18 protein-coding genes are annotated in these 21,112 nt (G+C 66.6%); 12 read left to right on the forward strand and 6 right to left on the reverse strand.

Annotated features, from left to right (window positions below; all coding sequences use genetic code 11):
- Positions 1-9: 9 nt before the first annotated feature.
- Positions 10-1,305 (reverse strand): exodeoxyribonuclease VII large subunit, encoded by a 1,296-nt coding sequence (gene xseA / locus ACFVTE_RS04590; protein ID WP_387097470.1) that lies wholly within the window; start codon positions 1,303-1,305, stop codon positions 10-12.
- Between the two features lie 276 nt (positions 1,306-1,581).
- On the opposite strand from xseA, the gene ACFVTE_RS04595 reads away from it, so the two are divergent.
- Positions 1,582-2,430, forward strand: coding sequence for a hypothetical protein (locus ACFVTE_RS04595; protein WP_387097473.1), 849 nt, complete (start codon positions 1,582-1,584; stop codon positions 2,428-2,430).
- Positions 2,431-2,488: 58 nt separating this feature from the next.
- Positions 2,489-3,565, forward strand: a complete 1,077-nt coding sequence (locus ACFVTE_RS04600; RefSeq protein WP_387097476.1) for a 4-hydroxy-3-methylbut-2-enyl diphosphate reductase — start codon at positions 2,489-2,491, stop codon at positions 3,563-3,565.
- A 37-nt stretch (positions 3,566-3,602) separates the two neighbouring features.
- Here ACFVTE_RS04600 and ACFVTE_RS04605 read toward each other — a convergent pair whose 3' ends face one another.
- On the reverse strand, positions 3,603-4,838 hold the full coding sequence (locus tag ACFVTE_RS04605; RefSeq protein WP_387097479.1) for a DNA recombination protein RmuC: 1,236 nt from the start codon (positions 4,836-4,838) through the stop codon (positions 3,603-3,605).
- 91 nt (positions 4,839-4,929) lie between these two features.
- Between ACFVTE_RS04605 and ychF the strand changes: the two genes are divergently transcribed.
- From ychF to ACFVTE_RS04625, 4 genes are all read left to right on the forward strand, one after another.
- Positions 4,930-6,015, forward strand: a complete 1,086-nt coding sequence (ychF, locus tag ACFVTE_RS04610; protein ID WP_387097482.1) for a redox-regulated ATPase YchF — start codon at positions 4,930-4,932, stop codon at positions 6,013-6,015.
- Between the two features lie 326 nt (positions 6,016-6,341).
- Positions 6,342-8,120, forward strand: a complete 1,779-nt coding sequence (locus tag ACFVTE_RS04615; protein ID WP_387097485.1) for an ABC transporter family substrate-binding protein — start codon at positions 6,342-6,344, stop codon at positions 8,118-8,120.
- 178 nt (positions 8,121-8,298) lie between these two features.
- Positions 8,299-9,840, forward strand: coding sequence for an ABC transporter permease (locus ACFVTE_RS04620; protein WP_387097488.1), 1,542 nt, complete (start codon positions 8,299-8,301; stop codon positions 9,838-9,840).
- On the forward strand, positions 9,837-10,970 hold the full coding sequence (locus ACFVTE_RS04625; protein ID WP_387097490.1) for an ABC transporter permease: 1,134 nt from the start codon (positions 9,837-9,839) through the stop codon (positions 10,968-10,970). Before ACFVTE_RS04620 ends, ACFVTE_RS04625 begins: the two co-directional genes overlap by 4 nt.
- 43 nt (positions 10,971-11,013) lie before the next feature.
- On the opposite strand, the gene ACFVTE_RS04630 is transcribed toward ACFVTE_RS04625, so the two are convergent.
- A complete protein-coding gene (locus ACFVTE_RS04630; protein WP_387097493.1) occupies positions 11,014-11,643 on the reverse strand; it encodes a PH domain-containing protein in 630 nt (209 codons plus the stop codon).
- A 79-nt stretch (positions 11,644-11,722) separates the two neighbouring features.
- Between ACFVTE_RS04630 and ACFVTE_RS04635 the strand changes: the two genes are divergently transcribed.
- Entirely contained in the window at positions 11,723-13,597 is a 1,875-nt protein-coding gene (locus ACFVTE_RS04635; protein WP_387097495.1) for an ABC transporter ATP-binding protein, read from the forward strand.
- Positions 13,598-13,694: 97 nt separating this feature from the next.
- Here ACFVTE_RS04635 and ACFVTE_RS04640 read toward each other — a convergent pair whose 3' ends face one another.
- A complete protein-coding gene (locus ACFVTE_RS04640; RefSeq protein WP_387097497.1) occupies positions 13,695-14,540 on the reverse strand; it encodes an SGNH/GDSL hydrolase family protein in 846 nt (281 codons plus the stop codon).
- Between the two features lie 271 nt (positions 14,541-14,811).
- On the opposite strand from ACFVTE_RS04640, the gene typA reads away from it, so the two are divergent.
- Both typA and ACFVTE_RS04650 read left to right on the forward strand, forming a co-directional pair.
- A complete protein-coding gene (gene typA / locus ACFVTE_RS04645) occupies positions 14,812-16,740 on the forward strand; it encodes a translational GTPase TypA (RefSeq protein WP_003805173.1) in 1,929 nt (642 codons plus the stop codon).
- Between the two features lie 28 nt (positions 16,741-16,768).
- Entirely contained in the window at positions 16,769-17,137 is a 369-nt protein-coding gene (locus tag ACFVTE_RS04650) for a hypothetical protein (RefSeq protein WP_387097499.1), read from the forward strand.
- A 19-nt stretch (positions 17,138-17,156) separates the two neighbouring features.
- Here the strand turns inward: ACFVTE_RS04650 and ACFVTE_RS04655 are convergent, their stop codons facing one another.
- Positions 17,157-17,666 (reverse strand): helix-turn-helix domain-containing protein, encoded by a 510-nt coding sequence (locus ACFVTE_RS04655; RefSeq protein WP_387097502.1) that lies wholly within the window; start codon positions 17,664-17,666, stop codon positions 17,157-17,159.
- A gap of 63 nt (positions 17,667-17,729) precedes the next feature.
- On the opposite strand from ACFVTE_RS04655, the gene ACFVTE_RS04660 reads away from it, so the two are divergent.
- A complete protein-coding gene (locus ACFVTE_RS04660; RefSeq protein ID WP_387097505.1) occupies positions 17,730-19,112 on the forward strand; it encodes an MFS transporter in 1,383 nt (460 codons plus the stop codon).
- Here the strand turns inward: ACFVTE_RS04660 and ACFVTE_RS04665 are convergent.
- A complete protein-coding gene (locus ACFVTE_RS04665) occupies positions 19,109-19,351 on the reverse strand; it encodes a hypothetical protein (RefSeq protein WP_387097508.1) in 243 nt (80 codons plus the stop codon). The genes ACFVTE_RS04660 and ACFVTE_RS04665 overlap by 4 nt on opposite strands.
- A gap of 154 nt (positions 19,352-19,505) precedes the next feature.
- On the opposite strand from ACFVTE_RS04665, the gene fdxA reads away from it, so the two are divergent.
- Positions 19,506-19,832 (forward strand): ferredoxin, encoded by a 327-nt coding sequence (gene fdxA / locus ACFVTE_RS04670; protein ID WP_026265673.1) that lies wholly within the window; start codon positions 19,506-19,508, stop codon positions 19,830-19,832.
- A gap of 11 nt (positions 19,833-19,843) precedes the next feature.
- Positions 19,844-20,983 (forward strand): succinyldiaminopimelate transaminase, encoded by a 1,140-nt coding sequence (gene dapC, locus ACFVTE_RS04675; protein WP_387097512.1) that lies wholly within the window; start codon positions 19,844-19,846, stop codon positions 20,981-20,983.
- Positions 20,984-21,112: the final 129 nt, after the last annotated feature.

Genomic DNA, 21,112 nt, shown 5'->3' on the forward strand with positions numbered 1-21,112 from the left:
CGGCGTGCTTTAGGAGCCGGGTTGTGGTGCGGCCGTGGATTCCGCCCCGAACCGTCCGCCGGCTACCCGCACTGAGAGCGGCGTTCCCGCGGGGGCCTGGGACGGCTGGCGGACAACTGCACCGCCGGACCCCGAAAGCTGCACCACGGCATAACCGCGGTCAAGCGTCTGCTGCGGTGACAGGGCCCGCACCTGCGCCTGGAGGTGGACCAGCTGGTCCGAAGCCCTCGTGACTGCGGCGCTGATGGCCGCCGTGGACCGGCGGGCGAGCCGTTCCACATCGTCCGCGCGCGCCGTGATCATGCTCTCCGGAGCCGCGAGGATCGGACGGGACCTGATTGCCGCCAGACGGTCCGTTTCGCGGGCCACAAGCATCGTCACGGAACGGCGCAGCTGGGCTTCAGCCTGCCGGACCCGGGCAAGTTCCTCGGAAACTTCCGGCACGATCCGCTTGGCTGCGTCCGTGGGCGTGGAGGCCCGGAGATCGGCGACGTCGTCCAGGATGGGACGGTCCGCCTCGTGCCCGATCGCGCTGACCACCGGAGTCACCGCGGCCGCCACGGCGCGGATGAGTTCCTCGCTGCTGAAGGGCAGCAGGTCCTCCAGCGCGCCGCCGCCACGTGCAATGACGATGACATCGACCTCGGGAATGGCATCGAGTTCGCGCAGCGCCCTGACCATCTGCGGCACGGCGGTGTTGCCCTGCACCGCGACCTCGCGGATTTCGAACTCGACGGCAGGCCAGCGCAGGGCCGCGTTGCGCAGGACGTCCTTCTTGGCATCGGAATCACGCCCGGTGATGAGCCCGATCCGGTGGGGGAGCAGCGGCAGGCGCTTTTTCCGCGACTCGGCAAACAGGCCTTCCCCGGCGAGGGCATGGCGCAGCCGTTCAATCCGGGCGAGGAGATCGCCCAATCCAACCGGGCGGATGTCTTTCACGGACATGTTGAGGCGCCCGGTCTTCAGCCAGAACTCGGCCTTGAGCAGGGCAACCACCCGGCTGCCGCGCTCAAGCGGCGTCTCCTGCCGGTCGAGCAACTTGGACCAGATGGAGGCCGGCAGGGAGATCTCGGCGTCAACGTCCCGGAGCGTGAGGAACGCACTGCCGCCGCGCCTGTTCAGTTCGATGACCTGGCCTTCAACCCAGGCGGCCGGTGCCCGCTCGATGTGGGCCTTGAGCTTCTGCGACAGCAACTGCAGCGGCCAGGGGTTGTCCGGGCTGGTCTCGGCGGCGGTGGCCGGCACCGTGCTGGGGCTGGCTGCAGGGGCCGTGCCGGGGACAGGGACAGTGGCGTTTTCAGCCATGTGCAGCCCCGGTGGCGGCGAATGCCAGTTGCATGGTCACGGTCCTTTGCCTGTGGATGGTGGTGCCGGTGGGTTATTCAACTCTATCCATAGCTGTATCACCGGGCTCAGACATTGTTGCCAACCCGGCATTGCCGGTGATCCGGCCTTTGTCGATGACCCAACATTTTTGATCGTAGGACAGCGCGCCTAGGATGGCAGTGTCTTCCCGACCAGCCGGGCACCTGGCCAGCCAGGTACCCGACAAGCCGAGAAACCCGACCAGCTAGGAATCCCTTGCGCTCATTTCTTGCGGCCTTGGCCGTCATCCTTGGTCTTCTCCTCTCCGCCGCCGCCGTTCCGGCCATCTGGGTGGACCGCAACATCGTGCAGGAGGACGGCTTCGTTGCCCTGGCGGCGCCACTGGGCAAGAATCCGGAGTTCCAAAAGCGCTTGGCGACCGCCGCCGTCAACAGCATTGACACCGGCGGCACCGTCCCGGCGCAGGTGGCCGCGTTGGTCCGGCCGGTGCTGGAAAAGGCGGCGACCTCCCTCACCGGCCTGCCCGAGTACCCGGCCGCCTGGGAAGAGACGCTGCGGAAGAGCCACCGCCTGAACTTCGCCGATCCGGCGTCCTTGCCGGCCGAAGCGGACTCGGGCACCTCGCTGACCCTGGATGTGGCCCCGCTCGTCGGCCTCGCCGCCAAGCAGATTTCCAGCCAGTTGGGTGTTCAGCTTGAGGCTCCGGGCCAAACCCTGGTGAATATCGGCCAGACAAGCCAGCGCCAACTGGTCGAACGGGTTTCCGCCTACGCTCCGCTGGGATACAGCCTGGCCGTCGGTGCCGGGGTGGCGTTCCTCCTGGCGCTCGTGACCGCCCGCCGGCGGTGGAAAGTCCTGGCCGGCATCGGCGTGGGTGCGCTGGCGCTTTCCGGACTGTGGACGCTGGCATCCCGATGGGCCGCCGACGCCGTCGTGGGCACCGCGAGCGGAAATGAAATGGCAGACCTGTTCAAACGGGAGTTCGTGGCCGCTTCCGCTGCCGGGTATGCGTCCTGGACGCTGGCGGCGGCGATCGCCGGCGCGGTCCTGATCGCGGCCGGCTCGCTGCTCAGGGTGGTCGGCGGTCCTGCCCGCAGGCGTTGAGCCGCAGGCAGCCGATGCGCCAGCCTAAGGCCTGCCGCCCAGCCGGTAGCATGGAGCAATGACCTCCTCTGCAGTTCCCCTTTCGATGCCAACTGTCCCGCGCCGGCGGCGTTCGCCGGAGGAAGTGCTCGCGGCGGCACCGGTCCCGGGCCCCAAGAGGGTCCTGCTGGCAGCCCCCCGCGGATACTGTGCAGGCGTGGACCGCGCGGTCATCGCCGTCGAAAAAGCCCTGCAGCATTACGGACCGCCCGTCTATGTCCGGAAGCAGATCGTCCACAACGTGCACGTCGTCAGCTCCCTTGAGGAGCAGGGCGCCATCTTCGTGGACGAAACGGACGAAGTGCCCGAAGGCGCCCTGGTCATCTTCTCGGCCCACGGCGTGTCACCGGCCGTGGTCCAGTCCGCCGAGGACCGCGGGCTGCGCACCATCGATGCGACCTGCCCCCTCGTGACCAAGGTCCACAAGGAAGCCGTCCGCTTCGCCAAGGACGACTTCGACATCCTCCTGATCGGCCACGACGGCCACGAGGAGGTTGAGGGAACGGCCGGCGAGGCCCCCGACCACATCCAGATCATCAACGGCCCCCACGAGGTGGACAAGGTGACGGTCCGGGACCCCGAAAAGGTCATCTGGCTTTCCCAGACCACGCTCAGCGTGGACGAAACCATGGAAACCGTCCGGCTGCTCAAGGAACGCTTCCCCACGCTGCAGGATCCGCCCAGCGACGACATCTGCTACGCCACGACCAACCGGCAGGTGGCCATCAAGAAGATCGCGCCCCAGGCAGACCTCGTGATCGTGGTGGGTTCGGCCAACTCCTCCAACTCGGTCCGCCTCGTGGAGGTGGCGCTCGAGTACGGCGCCAAGGCGTCGTACCGTGTCGACTTCGCCAACGAGGTGGACGAGTCCTGGTTTGAGGGTGTTGCCACAGTTGGCGTGACCTCGGGCGCGTCCGTTCCGGAGGTCCTGGTCAAGGACGTGCTCCGCCTCCTGGCCGACTACGGATACGACGCCGTCGAGGAGATTGTGACGGCGGAGGAGGACCTGCTCTTCTCCCTGCCCAAGGAGCTCCGTGCCACGCTCAAGGAAGCCGGGGACGTGTCCCGTGCCCTTGGCGGACGCCGCTCGCGCTAGCAGCACCAGGCGAGCCGGCGTCCTTCCGGCGGATGGCTTAGGCGGCGTCCTCTTCGTCCACTGGTGCCAGCATCCCGTTCGTTTCCAGTTCCGGGGCTGCGAGGGACCGCGGGGTGACCTGAACGGCCGGAGGCGTGGCCAGTCCGCTGGTGTCCAGGGCATTCAGTTTCCGCGCTGTGGGAAGCACGCGTGCCTCCAGCGTGCCGACCATCGCGTTGTAGCGGTCCACCGAGCTCTTCAGTGAGGACCCTAGCTTGCCCACGTTGTCCCCGAGCGTGCCCATCCGCTCGTACAGCTGCCGGGCAAGTTCGAAGAGCTCGCGTGCACTGTCTGTGAGAACGTCCTGGCGCCACGTGAACGCCACGGACTTGAGCACCGCGAGCAGCGTGCCGGGGGAGGCCAGCACCACATTCTTGGACAGCGCGTGATCCAGGAGTGCCGGGTCGGCGGAGAGCGCGGCGGCGAGGATGGACTCTGCCGGGACAAAACAGATCACCAGTTCCGGCGAATTTCCGGAAATGTCCCAGTACTTCTTGGTGCTGAGGGCGTCCACGTGGGCCTTCAGCGCCTTGGCGTGCGCCGCCAGGAGGTTTTGCCGCGCTGCCTGGCTGAGCCCCGGCCTGTCGCCGGCCGACTGTCCCAGCTCCTGCGCCTCAAGGTAGGCGGACAGGGGGACCTTGGCGTCGACAACGAGCTGCTTGTCGCCCGGCAGCTGGACCACAAGGTCCGGGCGGACGGCGGCCTCGGCGCCCGACGTGCCGTGGTGCTGCTCATGGAAGTCGACGTGCCGCATCATGCCGGCCGCCTCCACAACACGGCGCAGCTGTACTTCGCCCCACTGGCCGCGCGCGCTGTTTGACCGGAGCGCCGACTCAAGCGCATGCGTGGACCGCATCAGCTGCTCGTCCGTGAGGCGGGCTTCCTGCAGCTGCTGGGCCAGCTGGCCGTACTGTTCAAGCCGGTCCCGTTCCAGCAGGGAGACCTGCTGCTGGACTGCCGTTAGTTTCTCAGCCACCGGCGCCAGTGCGCGCAGGACGCTGGAATCCTGATCGCGGGACATGCCCAGGTCCCGGTTCTGGGCGGACAGGAGCTTCCGCTCCGCATCGGCGGCCGCAAACTGGGCGCTGACCTCCGAGAGCCGCGCCGAAACGCCGTCGAAATCCGCCTCCAGGGCGGTGCTCCGGCGGCGCAACACCACGTACACCGCGCCCGCGCCGGAGACGGCGCCCAGCAACAGCATTAAAAGGGCCAGAATGACTGCAAAAGGTTCCATGCCTTCACTGTGGCATGGGGCTGTGACATTTATTGGGTAGGCAACACCTGCGGCACGGTCAGCGGGGGCCGAACAGGTAGAATCAATGTCCGTGGCTCTTACTATTGGCATCGTCGGACTGCCCAACGTCGGCAAATCAACACTTTTCAACGCACTGACCCGCAACCAGGTTCTGGCCGCGAACTATCCGTTCGCCACCATCGAACCCAATGTCGGCGTCGTGAACCTGCCCGACCCCAGGCTCCAGCAGCTGGCCGGGATCTTCGGCTCGCAGCGCGTTCTGCCCGCGGCTGTTTCCTTCGTGGACATCGCCGGCATCGTCAAGGGCGCCTCCGAAGGTGAAGGCCTGGGCAACCAGTTCCTCGCCAACATCCGCGAGGCGGAAGCCATCGCCGAGGTGGTGCGCGTGTTCGACGACCCCGACGTCATCCACGTCGACGGCAAGGTCGATCCCCGCTCGGACATGGAAACCATCAACACCGAGCTGATCCTCGCCGACCTGCAGACCATCGAGAAGGCCATTCCCCGGATCGAAAAAGAGGTCAAAATCAAGAAGCGGGAGGCGGCCGAGCTCGCCGCCATCAAGGCCGCTCAGGCCGTGCTGGAGCGCGGCGATACCATCTACTCCTCCGTCACGAGCGACAAGCTGGAGATGGAGCACCTCAAGGAACTCAGCCTCCTGACGGCCAAGCCCTTCATCTACGTCTTCAACGCGGACGAAGGAATCCTCGGCAGCGAGGAGAAGCAGGCCGAGCTGCGCGCCATGGTTGCTCCGGCCGACTGCATTTTCCTTGACGCCAAGCTCGAGTCCGACCTGGTGGAGCTCGACGAGGCCGAAGCGCGCGAAATGCTCGAAATGAACGGGCAGGATGAGTCCGGACTGGACCAGCTGGCCCGCGTCGGATTCCACACCCTCGGGCTGCAGACCTACCTCACGGCCGGGCCCAAGGAGGCGCGCGCGTGGACCATCCACCAGGGCGACACCGCCCCGCAGGCCGCCGGCGTCATCCACTCGGACTTCCAGCGCGGCTTCATCAAGGCCGAGGTTGTCTCCTTCGAGGACCTCATCAACGCCGGTTCCATGGCGGAGGCGAAATCGCGCGGCAAGGTCCGCATCGAAGGCAAGGAATACGTGATGGCCGACGGCGACGTGGTCGAGTTCCGCTTCAACGTGTGAGTTTCCGCCGGACTACTCAGTGATTGAGAATTAACGGCAAAAAGCCCCGATCCCTTGGATCGGGGCTTTTTCTGTGATTGGCGCCCCTACCCACAGGGCAACAGGGCGTCAAGGAAAAAGAGGGCGAACTTTTCGTACGGCAACAGCTTGGTTGCATCTCGGTAACAACCTTTACTGAGGGACAACTTTCGGTCCGCGCGCGGCGCGTTCGGGTCTAGGCTACTTGTCATGTGAGACTCGCCACATCTCACTGGGGGGATGTAGCGGGTCTGGCCGGCGCCCACAGCGAAGGTCTTTTCCACACTCACAGAAACATAGGAGGCGGAATGCGATTCAGTCGTATTTCCAAAGCAGTAGGCGTTGCAGCCGCGGCTGCACTGGCGCTCAGCGCCTGCGCGAGCACCAATGGCGGGACAACCCCGTCCAGTAATGCGGCCGGCAAGCAGGGGGGAACAGCCACTGTAGTTGAGGTCAATGCGTTCAATACCTTCAACCCCAACACGGCCGACGGCAACACTGACATCAACTCGAAGGTCAGCTACGCCACACACTCCGGGTTCTATTACATCGACAACCAGCTGAACATCGTCCACAACGACAAGTTCGGCAAGATGGAAAAGACGTCTGACGATCCGCTGACCGTCAAGTACACCATCAACGAAGGCGTTAAGTGGTCGGACGGCACCCCCGTCACGGCAGCGGACCTGCTCCTGCAGTGGGCAGCCTTCTCCGGGTACTACAACGACGCCGACGAAGAAGGCAAGGCGGGAACGTCCTACTTCTCCTACGCCGGCGATCCCACGGGCTTGAAGCTCACCGACTTCCCCGAAATCGGCGACAATAACCGCTCCATGACCATCAAGTACTCCAAGCCGTTCGCTGACTGGGAGATCGCGCTGGGCGGACCTGGCATTGACATCCCGGCCCACGTCCTGGCCAAGAAGGCCGGCCTGGCCGACAGCCAAGCCTTCATCGACCACCTCAAGAGCCTGCCCCGCGGCGACGCCAAGTCGCCAAAGCCCGCGGACGCCAAGCTCAAGGCCATGTCCGACATGTGGAACACCGGCTTCGATTCCAAGACCCTGCCGAGCGATCCGAGCCTGTTCCTCTCCAACGGCCCGTTCGTTGTCCAGAGCATCAACCAGGACCAGTCCCTGACCATGGTCCGGAACAAGGACTACAACTGGGGACCCGAGGCCAAGCTGGACGAGATCACCGTCCGCTACATCGGTTCCTCCCCGGCACAGGTCCAGGCGCTGAAGAACGGCGAAGCAGACATCATCGCCCCACAGGCCTCGGCTGACACTCTCGAACAGCTCAAGGCACTCGAGAGCCAGGGCGTCACGGTGGAGCAGGGCAACCAGCTCTCCTACGACCACATCGACCTGAACTACTCGGGACCCTTCGCCGACAAGAACGTCCGTGAGGCCTTCATGAAGACGGTTCCGCGCAAGGACATCGTCGACAAGATCGTCAAGAAGCTCGACCCCGAAGCAAAGCCCCTGGACTCGCAGCTGTTCGTTCCCGCGCAGCCGGCCTACGACGCCTCCGTTCAGGGCAACGGCTCCTCGGCCTACGCGGAGCCGGATGTCGATGGCGCCAAGAAACTCCTGAACGGTGCGACCCCCGAGGTCCGCATCATGTACAACAAGGACAACCCGAACCGTGTGGACGCGTTCTCGCTCATCCGTGAGTCCGCCACCAAGGCCGGCTTCAAGATCGTCGATGGCGGCCTTGGTGCCTCTGACTGGGGCAAGGCCCTCGGCAAGGGCGGCTACGACGCCACGATCTTCGGCTGGATCAACCCGGGCGTGGGCGTCTCCGGCGTGCCGCAGATCTTCCGCTCCGGCAACGGTTCCAACTTCAACAAGTTCAGCGATCCTGAAGCCGACAAGCTCATGGACGAACTCATTGTGACCACCGACCGCAGCAAGCAGGATGAGCTGATCAAGCAGATCGACAAGAAGATCTGGGATTCGGCATACGGCCTCCCGCTGTTCCAGTCCGTTGGTGTTGACGCCTACAGCGACCGCATCACCGGCGTGAAGTTCATGCCGAACCAGACGGGCGTCTGGTGGAACTTCTGGGAGTGGGCCGAAAAGTAAGCCCATGCCACGAAGTGCAACTAGCTAGGTGAGGCGCCGGGACCACGCACCACGGTCCCGGCGCCTTGCAGCGTCATCCCCCGGCAGTGCCTGTGTTGGCAGCACGAGCAGCTAGGCGCCGCCAAACCTGCGACCGGTCCGGGCAATCCCCGGGCCCGAATCCTGAGGTTCAATCACAATGGTGACCTACATAGTCCGGCGGCTCGTCACCGCCGCACTCATCCTTTTGGGCGCATCGTTCCTGGTGTATCTGCTGACCGCAGCGTCAGGCGATCCGCTCGCCGAGTTCCGCGCCAGCAGCGCGCCGAACAAGCAGCAGCTCATGGACTCGAGATCCGCTCTGCTGGATCTCGACACGCCCGCTCCGGTGCGGTACTTCAAATGGCTCGGTGGCGCAGCCCAGTGCCTGGTGCCCTTCACCGGCTCCTGCAACCTGGGTAAAAACATTGCCGGCCAGCCCATCACGGACGCCCTCGGCCACGCACTCATTCAGACACTGACGCTGGTAACCGGTGCCGCCGTCCTGGCCATCCTCGTGGGCATCACGCTGGGCATCATCACCGCCCTGCGCCAGTACAGCACCCTGGACTATGGCGTGACTTTCATGGCGTTCCTGTTCTTCTCCCTGCCGATCTTCTGGGTGGCCGTCCTGCTCAAGGAATTCGGCGCCATCGGCTTCAACAATTTCCTCCGCAACCCGGAGATACCCCTGCCGGTCTCAATCGGCGTCGGCGCCGTCCTCGGCGCCGTGGGTTTGATCGTGGCCGGCGGTGACGCCAGGCGCAGGGTACTGACGGGCGGCGTCGTCTTCGCCGCTGTCACTGCCGTCCTCATCTACTTCTCGGTGACCCAGTGGTTCAAGACTCCGGGCCTGGGCCCCGTTGTCATCGCCATCGCCGGCGTGGGCATCGCGTTTGCCGTGACCCTGCTGACCGCGGGCCTGCGGAATCGCAAAGCACTGCAGTCCGCCCTGATTGCCGCAGGCGTTGGAGTGGTCCTCTACTTTGTGGTCCAGCCGTTACTGAACCAGGCAACGTTCCTGATGATCGTGCTGCTGGCGGTCGCCGAAGTCCTGATCGGCATGGCCATCGGCTACCTGATGGGCGGCTACGACCGCGGGCAGTCCATGCGCGCTGCTGCCATCACGTCCTTCCTGGTGGGCTTCCTCATCATGCTGGACCGCTTCATGCAGGCCTGGCCCACGTACTTCAACAACAGCCGGGTCCGGGGGCGGCCGATCGCCACCATCGGCGCCGGCACGCCGAACATTGAGGGTGACTTCTGGATCCTCGGGCTCGATTCCTTCACGCACCTCATCCTTCCCACCACCGCGCTCATCCTTATTTCGCTCGCCGGCTACACGCGGTTCACCCGGGCTTCCATGCTCGAGATCATGAACATGGACTACATCCGGACGGCGAGGGCCAAGGGCCTGTCCGAGCGGACCGTGGTCATGCGCCACGCGTTCCGGAACGCCCTCATCCCGGTGGCCACCATCGTCGCGTTCGACATCGGCGGCCTGATCGGCGGCGCGGTCATCACCGAGACGGTCTTCTCCGTCCGGGGGATGGGGTTCCTGTTCCTGGACGGCATCCAGCACGTTGACCCGAACCCCGTCATGGGCGTGTTCGTCTGCGTCGCCATCACGGCCATGGCGTTCAACCTCATCGCGGACCTCGCCTACTCCGCACTGGATCCACGAGTAAGGGTGAAAGCATGAGCCAGCCCAGCCAGCAGGATGAAATCATGGCGGAGGAGGCCGGCCTGCGGCAGGAAGCCGCCGGCATCGAGCCTGTCTCCGAAGCCAGGGGCCTGAGTCAGGGCCAGATTGTCCGCAAGCGCTTCCTTGGCCACTCCGGCGCCATCGTCGGCCTGGCCGTCTTTGCCATCATCTTCGTGATGGCCTTCACGTCCGTCGGATACGCCGGAATCCCCGGCTGGTGGAAATACACGCACGAAGCCGTCTCGCCGCTGGTCAACGACGGCACCCCCACGGCGTCACTGTGGCCGCTGGCTTGGGGGGAGCATCCCTTCGGCCAGGACCGGATCGGGCGCGACCTGTTCGCCATGACCATGCGCGGTGCCCAGCAGTCCATCACGATCATGGTGGTCATCGGCCTCATCGCCGGCCTGATCGGTGTGGTCGTCGGCGCGCTGTCCGGCTACTTCCGGGGCTGGATGGAAGCCATCCTGATGCGGCTCACCGACGTCATCATCATCGTCCCGGCGCTGCTCCTCGCCGCGGTCATGGCGCAGCTGGCAGGACGCCGGGATGAGGGCAGCTGGTTTGCGGCCTTCGCCAGCAGCAACGGTGTCCTCGCGCTCGGCATCTTCCTCGGGCTGATCAGCTGGGTGGGCCTGGCCAGGCTCATGCGCGGCGAGTTCCTCACCCTGCGGGAGCGCGAGTTCGTCGACGCGGCTCGGATTTCCGGAGCCAGCAACGCCCGGATCATTTTCAAGCACATCCTGCCCAACGCGGTGGGCGTGCTGATCGTCAACGTCACCCTCACCATGTCGGCGGCGATCCTCACGGAAACCGCCCTCAGTTACCTGGGCGTCGGCGTCAAGTCCCCGGACACCTCGCTGGGTCTGCTGATCTCCCAGAACCAGGAGGCCTTCGCCACCCGCCCCTGGCTGTTCTGGTTCCCCGGCCTGTTCATCGTCCTCATCTGCCTCAGCATCAACTTCATTGGCGACGGCCTGCGCGACGCCTTCGATCCGCGGCAAAAGAAGTTCAACGCCAAGAAGGCCAAGGACGCCGGTGCAACAGTTCCGGAGGCGACGCCGGTGACGGCTCTGGACAGCCGGGGCGACGACGGACGGACCGCCGGCGGGGACAAGGGAGCCTGACGTGCTGCTGCGACGGCGCCGGCCGGGGCAGTGCGCTGCCTGGCTACAGGACGGCCACGCTCCAGTAGCTGAGGCCGAGAAGGACCAGGGTGACCGCTGCCTCGCGCCAGCGGAACCTCACGGTGACCGGAGTGCTTTCGGCTGCCCCGGCGTCCAGCAATCCGGATTCGACCAGCTGCTGCCAGCGTCCGCGGACCAGCTGGGCGGCCTGCCCCGAGTCGGTGCTCTTCAGGTCGCCCGGGCGGACGGAGTTCCCTGGCCCGTACGTGCTGTCCGGCAGTCCCCGGAGGTCCTCCGGGCGGGCGTTCCGGCCGCCCCAGATACCGGGGGCGGGAGCCGCCCAGGCCCCGTAGCTCCGGCCGGGCGTGACGAGGGTCAGTGCGTAGCGGGTGTCCACCTGCACCAGCGCCGCCCACGGCACCGTGATGGCGCGGAACGGATTGTCGATGGTCACGCCGGCGTCGCGGACAACCACCGCCGGACGCCAAAACAGCAGCCAGCCCAGGTAGGCGATGAGAAGCAGCGGCCCGGCACCTGCCAGCGCGGGGATACCGCCCGCCACGGCCAGGCCGGCCAGCCCGGCAGCCGCCACGAACCACGAGAATCCGGCAAACCATTTGTTGGTGCGCGCTTTGAAGATTGCGGCGTTTCCGGCATGCGGCACAGTGCTCATGCCCCCAATAATTCAGTATTCCCGGCCGCAGCACTAATCTCAGCTGCTCCGCTGGCACGGGTGGAAGGAAAACCCCTACATGTCTGACTACATCAGCCCTGACCGCCCAACGTCGGACCCGCTGGGGCCGGACTCCATTGAGCCCGGCGCCGGGCGGCGGAGGGCAGACGGGAAGGGTTCCGTCGTCCTGGAAGTGCGCGACCTCAGCGTCGACTTCGGCGTCGAAAAGAAGTGGGTGCCGGCCGCCGTCGGACTTAATTATGAGGTCCGCGCGGGCGAGGTGCTGGCCATCGTGGGTGAGTCCGGCTCCGGAAAAAGCGCCAGTTCCATGGCGCTGCTCGGCCTGCTGCCCAGCAACAGCAGGGTGTCCGGGAGCGTCAGGCTGTCCGGCAAGGAGCTGCTGGGCGAGGACGCGGGCAACATCCGCAGCGTCCGCGGCAAGGATGTTGCCGTCATCTTCCAGGAGCCCATGACGGCGCTCAACCCGGTGTACACGGTGGGTGCGCAGATCGTCGAGACTGTGCGGCTTCACAACGAGGTCTCACCGGACCAGGCCAAGGAGCGTGCACTGCGGATGCTGGAGCTCGTGGAGCTGCCGGATCCGGTGAAGGCATTCAAGTCCTATCCGCACCAGCTCTCCGGCGGCCAGCGCCAGCGTGCCATGATCGCCCAGTCGCTGTCCTGCGACCCCAAGCTGCTGATCGCGGACGAGCCCACCACGGCCCTCGACGTCACGGTGCAGGCGGAAATCCTCGACCTGATGAGGAACCTGCGCAACAAGCTGGACAGCGCCATCGTCCTGATCACCCACGACATGGGCGTCGTGGCGGACCTGGCGGACCGGATCGCCGTCATGCGCAAGGGCCTGATCGTGGAGACCGGCACCGCCGGGCAGATCTTCCACAACCCCCAGCACCCGTACACGCAGGCCCTGCTGGCGGCCGTGCCGCACCTCGGGCAGGGCGGAACGGACGCCGCCCCGGACGTGGACGTGACAGCAGCGCTGGCAGCGGCCACCCACGCCGAGCTTGAGTCCGTGGACCACGAGGAGCTGGTCCGCCGCGAGCGGGAGAACGCGGCAGCCCTGGTCGCCGCCGAATCCAAAGGCCCCCAGGGTGAACCGGTCCTGGAGCTGACCGACGTCGCCATCGAGTACCCGAAGCAGGGCCGTGTCCCGGCGTTCCGCGCCGTCGAAGGCGCCAACCTGACCATCCATCCCGGGCAGGTGGTTGGCCTGGTCGGGGAGTCCGGATCGGGCAAGACCACCATCGGGCGCGCCGCCGTCGGACTGCTGCCGGTGGCCGCCGGAACGATGCGCGTGGTGGGGGAGGACATCTCCGCCGCGAAGAAGAACGGCAAGCAGCTGCACCAGGTCCGGCGCCACATCGGCATGGTGTTCCAGGACCCGTCCTCGTCCCTGAACCCGCGACTGCCCATCGGCGAAAGCATCGGCGAGCCGATGTACCTTGCCGGCGTGGCGAAGGGCGCCGACCTGCAGAAGCGCATCGAGGCGCTGCTGGACCAGGTGGAGCTGCCGCGGAACTACCGGAACAGGTACCCGCACGAGCTGTCCGGCGGGCAAAAGCAGCGCGTCGGCATCGCCCGTGCACTGTCGCTCAAGCCGAAGCTGATGGTGGCGGACGAGCCGACGTCTGCCTTGGACGTGTCGGTGCAGGCCAAGGTCCTGGAGCTGTTCCAGAACCTCCAGCGCGAGCTCGGGTTCGCCTGCCTTTTCGTCACCCACGATCTCGCCGTCGTGGACGTGCTGGCAGACCGCATCTGCGTCATGCAGCGTGGCCGGATCGTGGAGCAGGGCACCCGCGACCAGATCCTGCGCAACCCGCAGGAGGCCTACACCCAGCGGCTGCTTGCCGCCGTGCCGCTGCCGGATCCGGAAAAGCAGCGCGAGCGGCGGGAGCTCCGGGCGCAGCTGGCGGCCACCGGGACGGAGTAGCCGGGACTGAAGCAATAGCAAGGGAGCCGGTGTCCGCCTTCGGGCGGCCGCCGGCTCCCTTTGCATTGAGGCCAAGAGCCCCCGCCCCCAACAGAAGCTAGGACAGGGCGAGACCCAGTTCTGCGAGCCTGTCACCCAGCAGCATGCCCAGAGCGCGGTGACCTTCACCGTTCATGTGGACGCTGTCCTTGAGCTGCGACTCCAGCCCGTAGCGGGTGAGCCAGTCCCCGACACTGACGAACGGAATGCCGTGGTCCGCGGCGACGCTCCCCAGCAGGGCGTCAACCTCGGCGCGCCGGGCGCCGCCGTGGTCCGCTCCCTTGCCCAGGGTTCCCACCATGGCCAGCTTCGCGCCCGGGTACCGTTGCTTGATCGTCGTGATGAGCCGGTCTGCGTTGCCCGAGATCTGCTCGTCGGTCGCCCCTTGCTTCGCATCGTTCCCGCCACCCTCGATGAGCACCAGCGGGGGGAAGCCATAGGGCAGGTGCCAGTCGCCGCGCTGCAGGGCATCGACGTAGTTGCCAATGGTGCCGTTGGAGGCGACGAAGCCGGTGCCGCCCTTGCCGCAGAAGAAGACGTCGTAGCCGAGCCCTGCGAGGGCCCGCCGCGGCCAGCTGGCCTGCGGCTCGGACTGCGAGTCACCGATCAGCAGCGCGGTGTGGGCGATGTTGCCCACAATGACCTCGTCCCGGCCGTTGGCCGGATTGCGGTACAGCGCTCCGGCCGGAAGGCTGGCGGGGTCGACGGCGGCCCCCAGGTCGCTCACGACCGTCGAGCCGGCGGCCACGGCCTCACCGGGGGCGGCCACCGGGGCGGCGGCGCGCGGGGCCGCCGTCGTTCCGGTTCCGGACGCCGGCTCCGCTGCGGCGCCGCAGCCCGCCAAAAATACGCTGGCGGCGATGACCGGGCCAATCAGGAGGGCCCGCGTCGAGGCTTGTAACATCCGTGGACTCCTGGCTTTCGAAAACTGGTCTAGCCAATAGTGGTGGATCACTTTCGGAAAAGCCAGTGATTTTGCTCACATGACGCCCCGCGGGATTCACGATTTGGTAACGGGCCCGGGGCTGGGGGAGGTGCCCGTTTTAGGCCAATAAATGGCTGACCGTTTAGACTGGCAGTAGGTGCCCTGTGTTAAGGGTCTGATCCGTCGTGCGTTCCGGTTGGAAATGTCGCGATACAACAGCTGACTTCACCACTGAATCGAGCAATAACGCATGTCTGAAACCACCACCAACACCGCGGTAGCAACTGCAGTTCGCAGTGACCTGCGCAACGTCGCGATTGTGGCCCACGTTGACCACGGCAAGACCACCCTTGTGGACGCCATGCTCAAGCAGACCAACTCCTTTGCCGAGCACAACCATCTCGAAGACCGCGTCATGGACTCCGGTGACCTGGAGCGCGAAAAGGGCATCACCATCCTGGCCAAGAACACCACGGTGGCCTACAACGGACCGTCCTCCAACGGCGAAACCATCACCATCAACGTCATCGACACCCCCGGCCACGCCGACTTCGGCGGCGAAGTGGAGCGCGGTCTGTCCATGGTGGACGGCGTCGTTCTCCTCGTGGATGCCTCTGAGGGCCCGCTGCCCCAGACCCGCTTCGTCCTCCGCAAGGCCCTCGCCGCGCACCTGCCGGTGATCCTCCTGGTCAACAAGACCGACCGCCCCGACGCCCGCATCGAAGAGGTCGTCCACGAGTCCATGGACCTGCTCCTGGGCCTGGCCTCCGACCTCGCCGACGAGGTTCCCGACCTTGACCTGGACAAGATCCTCAACGTCCCGGTGGTTTACGCCGCCGCGAAGGTAGGCCGCGCCTCCCTCGAGCAGCCGGCCGACGGCACCGCCCCGGAGAACGAGGACCTCGAGCCGCTCTTCAGCGCCATCATCGAGCACATCCCGGCCCCGACCTACAACCCGGAGGGTGTCCTGCAGGCGCACGTCACCAACCTGGACGCCTCCCCGTTCCTGGGCCGCCTCGCCCTGCTGCGCATCTACAACGGCACCCTCCGCAAGGGCCAGCAGGTTGCCTGGGCCCGCGCCAACGGTGAGCTCAAGACCGTTAAGATCACCGAACTCCTCGCCACCAAGGCCCTCGAGCGCGTTCCTGCCGAGTCCGCCGGCCCGGGAGAGATCGTTGCCGTCGCCGGCATCGAGGAGATCACCATCGGCGAGACCCTGACCGACGTCGAGAACCCCCAACCGCTGCCGCTGATCACCGTTGACGATCCCGCGATCTCGATGACCATCGGTATCAACACCTCCCCCCTGGCCGGCAAGGTCAAAGGCGCGAAGGTCACGGCCCGACAGGTGAAGGACCGCCTGGACAAGGAACTGATCGGTAACGTCTCCATCAAGGTTCTTCCCACCGAGCGTCCGGACGCCTGGGAAGTCCAGGGCCGTGGCGAGCTCGCGCTGGCCATCCTCGTGGAGCAGATGCGCCGTGAAGGGTTCGAGCTCACCGTCGGCAAGCCCCAGGTGGTCACCAAGACCATCGACGGCAAGGTCCACGAGCCCATGGAGCACATGACCATCGACGTGCCCGAAGAGTACCTCGGTGCCGTCACCCAGCTCATGGCCGCCCGCAAGGGCCGCATGACCAACATGGCCAACCACGGCACCGGCTGGTGCCGGATGGAATTCATCGTTCCGGCCCGCGGCCTGATCGGTTTCCGCACCAAGTTCCTCACAGACACCCGCGGCGCCGGCATCGCCGCCTCCATCGCCGAGGGCTACGAGCCCTGGGCCGGCCCCATCGAATACCGCACCAACGGTTCCATGGTGGCCGACCGCGCAGGCGTGGTGACCCCGTTCGCCATGATCAACCTGCAGGAACGCGGTTCCTTCTTCGTCAAGCCGACCTCCGAGGTCTACGAAGGCATGATCGTGGGCGAAAACTCCCGTGCCGACGACATGGACGTGAACATCACCAAGGAAAAGAAGCTCACCAACATGCGTGCGGCTTCCTCGGACAGCTTCGAGAACCTCACCCCGCCGCGCGAGCTCACCCTCGAAGAGTCCCTCGAATTCGCCCGCGAAGACGAGTGCGTGGAGGTCACGCCGGAGGACATCCGCATCCGCAAGGTCATCCTCGATTCCAACGAGCGTGCCAAGGCCAACCGCGCCCGCGCCAAGGCATAACGGCTCCCTCCCGCAGGGAACTGACATCGTGAACAGAAGAGCTGCCGGCATGGCAGGCGGCCTGGCCGCCGCCGTGCCGGCAGCTCTTTTTGCTGCCCTCGCCGGGACCGCGCTGCACCGCCAGGAGTTCGCGGCCATCGGTGCCGCGCTGCCTCTGGGTGCCGTTGCGGCGCTGCTCCTCCTGGCATCGCTCCAGCTGTTCCTCGGGGCGGCGTTCCGGGCATTGGTTCCGACGGCGGTGTGCGGAGCGCTCTGCTACGCCCTGGCCGGCTGGTGGTCCGGTATGGAGTCCGGCAAGCGGCTGATCGCGGGGGACCTGGCCGGCAGCATCTGGGTCTACGGGATCGTGGTGGTCACCGTCGCCATGCTCGCCTGGTGCCGGCGGTACCGCCGGTAGCCAGGCTGAGTAGCCTGCGCTAGTCAGCCGCCGGGTCCCGGTGGTGGGCGATCATCAGCGAGGTGGCCTCGCCGTCGTCGTCTGCGGGAAGGGCCATGTATTCCTCGACGACGGCGCGAAGCTTGCCCAGCATTTCCTCACGCCGCGCGGCGTTGAACTTCACGCCGAGCCGCCACACCTCGATGTCCTCAGGGGGAAGGTCCCGGGTCTCCTGAAGGAACGTCTCGATGAGGATCCGCGAGACGTTGTCCACCGGCGTGGTCCACGACTTCCGGCTGGCGATGTAGGGCACCTCGGTGGCGCCGCGCCGGCCCTTGCGGCGTTCCTCCGGCAGCAGGAACCCGGTCCGCACAAGGGTCCGGACGTGGTGGAGGCTGGAGGCGGGATTGAGGCCGAGCAGCTCCGCGATTTCCTTGTTGGTCCGTGACTGGTGCAGGCACAGCCGAAGGATCCTCAGCCGCAGCGGGGAACTCAGCGCGCGGCCCTTGGCCACCAGGTCTGCGTCGTCGCTCTCCGGCGGGTGGTTCATAGACGCAAGTGTAACGAGCGATAAGTGATTGACATATGCCAATCGCCCGCCGAGACTGAAGCCGTGACTGCCGAACCCACTGCCGCGGAGCCTCCAGCAGTGCCGCTGTGGCGGGACCGGAATTTCGCCACTTTCTGGGCCGGGCAGGCCCTGGGGCAGTTCGGCGCGCAGCTGGGCCAGCTGGCGCTCCCGGTGCTCGCCGTTACGTTGCTGTCCGCCTCGGAATTCGAAGTGGGCGTGCTGAACGCCGCTGGCCTGGCCGCTTTCCTGGCAGTCGGTCTGCCGGCCGGGGCGTGGGTTGACCGCTGGCTGAAGCGCAGGACCATGATCGCTGCCGACGTGCTGCGGATGGCCGCCATGGCTGCGGTGCCGGTCCTGTGGTGGAGCGGCGGCCTGGAAATCTGGCACCTCTACCTGGTCGCGGGGACCGTGGGGACGGCCACGGTGTTCTTCGACGTCGCCTACCAGAGTTACGTGCCGGTCCTGGTGGCGTCCCCGCAGGTGCGGGAGGCCAACTCAAAGCTTGAGACCACCGCCCAGCTGGCGCGCATCGGCGGACCCGCCGCCGGCGGTGCGCTGCTCGCGGTTGTGTCGGCTCCCGTGCTGTTCCTGGGCGAAGCCGCCGGCTACCTGCTCTCCGCGCTGTTTCTTGCACGGACCCGCGACTCCGAGGCACGTGTGCCTGTGGCCGCACGGCGCCCCCTTGCGGCCGAGATACGGGAAGGCGTCACCTTTGTTGTCCGGCATCCGCTCATCAGCCGCATTGCGGCCTGCACCGGCGGAATGAACTTTTCGGGCATGCTGATCTACACGCTGATGCCGCTGCTGGTGTTGCGCACCCTGGGACTGGGACCGCAGGGCATGGGCCTCATCATGACCGTGGGCGCTGCCGGCGGCCTGCTGGGTGCCGTCGCCGCGCCGCGTCTCGCCGCCCGGATCGGCGAGGGCACCGTGATTCCCGTGTGTGGCATGGTCAGTTCGGTCTTTCTGCTGCTGATACCGTTGGCGGCCGTCGTTTCCGAACCGGGAGTCTCACTGGCCCTGCTGCTGATCTCGGAGCTCGGGTTCGGGTTCAGCGTCCTGGTGTACAACATCATGCAGCTCACCCTGCGCCAGCGGGTCTGCCCTCCGAGGCTGCTCGGCCGCATGAACGCCTCCATCCGGTTTGCGGTGTGGGGCGTGATGCCGCTGGCTGCCCTGGCCTCCGGCTACCTGGGCGAACACCTTGGCCTCGTGCCCACCATGCTGGTAGGGGCAGCAGGCAGCCTCCTGGCCACCGCCCCGGTCCTGTTCTCCCCGCTCCGAAAAATGCGGACGCTTCCGGACGAGGTGCAGGCCGACGGGGGCCAGGATGACGGGGCGCCGGATCACAGTGCGGTGGATGGCAGTGCGGTGGATGGCAGTGCAATGGATGGGGGTGCGCTGGAGGGAAGGGACAGGGCCTAGGCCAGGCGTGAACCGCGCCGCGGAGGCGCCGGCGGCACCTGTTTGGCGGCAACCACCAGGTCCAGCGGAATGCCGACGTCGGAACTCCGGGTCCGCACGGTGCACTCACTTTCGCCGCACTCCAGGAGGTCTCCCAGCGCGTCCGTAAATCCGCCGTCGATCCTGTAGCGCACCACCACGCGTGTTCCGGCCGGGGCTGCGGCCAGGAACTGCCGGGGTGTTGGTGGTGTCGGGCTCACCCGTCCATCGTATGACGCGTCCGGAGTGTGACGCGCCCGCTTCGTTCGCGGGGCGGGCGTGGGAGATAATAGGCTCTGAAGTGGACAGCCCGGCATGCAGGCCGGATGCAGCAACCGGCCAGGCGCCGGGAATCAACGTGGAGAGGCAAGGGACGTGACGTACGTAATCGCGCAGCCGTGTGTGGATGTTAAGGACAAGGCATGCATTGAGGAGTGCCCCGTCGATTGCATCTACGAAGGCGAACGCTCCCTCTATATCCATCCCGATGAGTGCGTCGACTGCGGCGCCTGCGAGCCCGTGTGCCCGGTGGAAGCCATCTACTACGAGGATGACACCCCGGAGGAATGGGCCGACTACTACAAGGCGAACGTCGAGTTCTTTGACGACCTCGGCTCCCCGGGCGGCGCCGCCAAGGTGGGCAACACCGGCAAGGACCACCCGATGATTGCAGCGCTCCCGCCGCAGAACCAGGACCACTAGGCGGACCGTTCGTGACTACAGCTGTGCGCAGTTTCGGCCTAAGCCTGCCCGACTATCCGTGGGAAGCGATGGCGCCGTACCTCGCCAAGGCGGCTGAACACCCGGGTGGCGTGGTCAACCTTTCCATCGGCACCCCCGTGGATCCCACGCCGCCGGTCATCCAGGACGCGCTGAAGGCGGCCGCGGATGCGCCCGGGTACCCCACCGTCCACGGCACACCCGCACTCCGGGAGGCCATTGCCGGCTGGTTCGCCCGCCGCCGCGGCGTGGAAGGCCTCGATCCCCTCGCCGTCATGCCCACCGTGGGTTCCAAGGAACTCGTGGCGTGGCTGCCGTTCCTGCTGGGCCTCAAGCCGGGCGACGTCGTCGTCCGTCCCACGGTGGCCTACCCCACCTACGACATCGGGGCCACGTTCGCCGGGGCCACCGCGGTGGCGGCCGACGACCTCGATGAACTGGACCCGGCCACCCGGGCCAAGGTCCGCCTGGTGTGGGTCAACTCCCCGGGCAACCCCACGGGCAGCGTCCGCGACGCCGCGTCCCTGAAGAAGATCGTGGACCAGGCCCGCGAAATCGGCGCGCTTGTGGCCTCCGATGAATGCTACGCCGAACTGGGCTGGGGGGAATGGGACCTGCAGCGCGGCGGACAGGCTGTTCCGAGCATCCTCGATCCGCGCGTCGCCGGAGCCTCCCACGACGGGCTCCTCGCCGTGTACTCGCTGAGCAAGCAGTCCAACCTGGCCGGCTACCGGGCGGCGTTCGTCGCCGGGGATGCTGCCCTGATGGCCAACCTCGTCAACAGCCGCAAGCACGCCGGCATGATCGTGCCGTACCCGGTGCAGGAAGCCATGCGCGTGGCCCTCGGCGACGACGCGCACGTCCTGGCGCAGAAGGACCTGTACCGCGGACGGCGGGAGCGGCTCCTGCCCGCGCTGGAGTCCTTCGGGCTGACGCTGCACGAGTCCGCCGCAGGCCTTTACCTCTGGTGCACTGCGGGCGAAGCGACTTGGGACACCGTGGCACGCCTCGCGGAGCGGGGGATCGTGGTGGGTCCCGGCGTGTTTTACGGCGAGGCCGGCCACGGCTATGTCCGGGTGGCCCTGACCGGAACCGACGAACGGATCGACGCCGCGGTGGCCCGCCTGGCCTAGGCGGTTTTCCCGGCGTCATGCCGCGGCCCGCCTTGGCCGCCACCGGCCGCGGGTACGGGGGCCCGGGAACGGGCGACTTTTGACGCTCCGGGCGCCGTAACAATGGTGTGACTCGCGCCACAAGTGGCC

The sequence above is a fragment of the Arthrobacter sp. NPDC058097 genome (assembly GCF_042884885.1).
GTDB lineage: Bacteria > Actinomycetota > Actinomycetes > Actinomycetales > Micrococcaceae > Arthrobacter.